This window comes from Pseudomonas meliae, from assembly GCF_001400515.1.
Taxonomy (GTDB): Bacteria; Pseudomonadota; Gammaproteobacteria; order Pseudomonadales; family Pseudomonadaceae; genus Aquipseudomonas; species Aquipseudomonas amygdali.
In genome coordinates this window covers 1-2,661 of record NZ_LJQT01000475.1, presented here as the reverse complement: position 1 = coordinate 2,661, position 2,661 = coordinate 1, and the positions used below count along the sequence as shown (strand labels likewise).

The window sequence follows — 2,661 nt, the reverse complement described above, 5'->3', positions numbered from 1 at the left end:
AGAAACCCGGGGCGGTTCATCGCCCGAACATGACCCCCTTCCGCGTCACCCAACGCACCGGCCGCTTCACGAGCTTTTTTTAGCGTTCGGTTCATGTCGCCGACCACCTGCGCGGTTTTGTGGCCGCGGGGAATCACCAGTACCAGATGGTCGCCCTTGGGCAGGGGGGTAGAAGAGGGATGCGGTGGGGCGATGTCGCCGAAGGGCGTTCCGTCGGGTCTCAGGTATTCGCCGTAACGTGTTTTTGGCAGCGACTCTCTGCCGGGCAGGTCTTCCAGGCCGAACACGTAGTGTTGTGGGGTGGCCTGATTGCGCCGGATCAGGAAAGCAGCACCAAAATGCTCGGGCATCATGCTGCGCAGTTGTTGTACGCCTCGGCCCTGGCGGTTGACGTTGATCTTGTCGGCGTTTGCACCGAGGCGTTTTTGCATCTGGGCCAGTCGGTCGTTTGCCGACCGGACGTTGGCATTGGCGCTGTTTGCATTACCTTTGGCTGACGCAAGAGTCTGGCTGGCTTTGGCGACGGCGTTCGCAGCGCCATCTGCGGCGCTTTGCAGGTTTTCAAAGATCCCGACCAGCGCCGCTGTTGTGGCTTTGCCGTTGTTGATCAGGAAGAAGTTCTGCAGGCTGTCGCCCGCCAGCAAGTTAGCGAGGGTGGTGGCGTCCAGTGTGACTTGGGCGATGGGGTCAGGCGCTGGCTGAGTCTCGAAACGGGCCAGTTCGGTGGCGCGAAAACGGCCGTCGCCTTTGTTCTCATCATCTGTAACCGGCACGACATAAGGCGCGCAAGCGGTCTGTAGATCGCACTCGGGCCAGAGCATGAGGTGCAGGGGCGATGTGTCATCGCTGGCGATCTGGTTCAAAAACTTCTGCCCAAGGCTCACGGCCTGATCCCATAGCCCAACACCCGTGACCGCATCCACCATGTCGCCACCGGATGCCAACGGATCGACGTTGGATGGCAGCAGCGCGAGAGTTGCCAGCGTCCGACTCAATTCATACATCGCCGCCACGTAGTCGAAACCTTCAAGGCTCAGGTGATCCGCCAGCATTTGCTCCGTGGCGCTTTGTTTAAGGCTGGCGACCAGCGCGTCCTGAGCACTGAGCATGTGCCGCCAGACCACCGCGCGCTGGACCGTGGCAGTGCATTGGTTGATCGCTCGCCTGCCAGGCTCATGCAGCTTGGCCATCGCCGCATGCAGCGGGTTTTCCTGACCGCGAATACTGCGCGGCACCACCAGTTGTTGCACCAGCAACGCGCTGGCATGGTGTGGGTGAAGAACGGCGTGTCGGGCGCACAGCGCGAACAGTTGCTGGCACGTATCGACACGTTGCCGCAGATGACGCAGGCGATAGCAGGCATCGTCCAGCAGCACGCCGCAGACCTGCCGCTGCCGCGCTTTGTCCAACACATCGACGACACCGGCCTGCGCTTCCCAGAGCACGCCCGCATCGACGGGCTCGGCAACGTCATCGACCGGCAGACTGGCGAGCAGCGCATCGGCCATAGCGGTCATTTCCAGGTGCCTGACATCCTGCACAGCAACACCTCTGCCAGCCTGAGCGAGAAATGCCTTGGCTTCTCTGAAGGACTCGACCGGAAACTGCCCCGACAGATCACACAGATACCGCGCCGGATGATCGAGCAGCCTTTCATAACCGGGCTGGCGGGCGCGCTGCGGTGCAGCCAGGCTGACCGGAAACGCGTTGTATTGCAGATTCAGCCGGGTCGCCTTGATCGGGGCGATGAGTGCCTGGGCGAAAGGGTTTTTGGCATCAAAGCCGGAAAACGCATCAAGCATCGCCTTGCCATCGGGCTTGCCCTTGTACAGGTCCGTGAAGCGCTTTTTCGACCCGCTCAGGTCAGGGCTGGTGCAGCGCTGATCTCTTGAAACCGCGTCTTTTTCCAGACGCTCAAGGCGTGCCGCGCTGAGCTGTATTTCCGAGAAACACAGCTGTAGCGTCTGCACGTGCCGGTTGTTCCAGAGTGCCGGCAGCCAGATGTCCTCAAGTGCCTGGCCAGTGGCCTTGCGCTCGCCCGCTAGAAACCCGCTTTGCTGACGATATCGGGCCACGTCGATGTCGTGATACGTGTTGCCGTTTTCGCTGACGTGGATCTCCAGCTCGCGCCACAGCTTCTCCTGATAAAACACATACACATAACCCCCGCGAGCCAGCACCGGTGTACCCATATCGTCCACCGTTTTCGAACCGGGCAATGCCACGAACGGTAATACCGGAACGATCTGGTTGAACTGCGCATCGGCCTGTCGCGGCGTGACTTTCGTGCCGCTGAGCAACGGCAGGCGAATCGGCTCGCCTTCAAGGGTCGCGATCTGCAGATGAAGGTGCGTGCCCTCGATGTGATCCCAGACCTTCAGGGTGCTGCTGAACAGCTCCCTTTCCAGCACTTCTGATTTGGGTGAATAGATACGGGTTCCATCAGAACCCAGCAGCAAAACCTGCTGCTGTTCCGAATGATCCTTACCCACGATCTGGACGATCAGTTTGTCCATTTCGCAGGATGGTCCAGCGCTAAGGCTGCCGTTGGTCATTGTGTGAATTCCCTGTGCTGGCGTTGGTGATCGATACCGTCGAGGCCCAGACAGAAACAGACAGTTGGGCTAGTTGAATGCCGTGAGAGCTAAGAGGGTGTAGACA

The 2,661-nt window shown here is 60.1% G+C and carries 1 protein-coding gene; it reads right to left on the bottom strand.

The genetic code is table 11. The annotated features are described in order from the left end of the window. A partial coding sequence (locus tag ALO64_RS22145; protein WP_054991803.1) for a toxin VasX occupies window positions 1-2,555 on the bottom strand: 2,555 nt, incomplete at its 3' end. Between the last annotated feature and the right edge of the window lie 106 nt (window positions 2,556-2,661).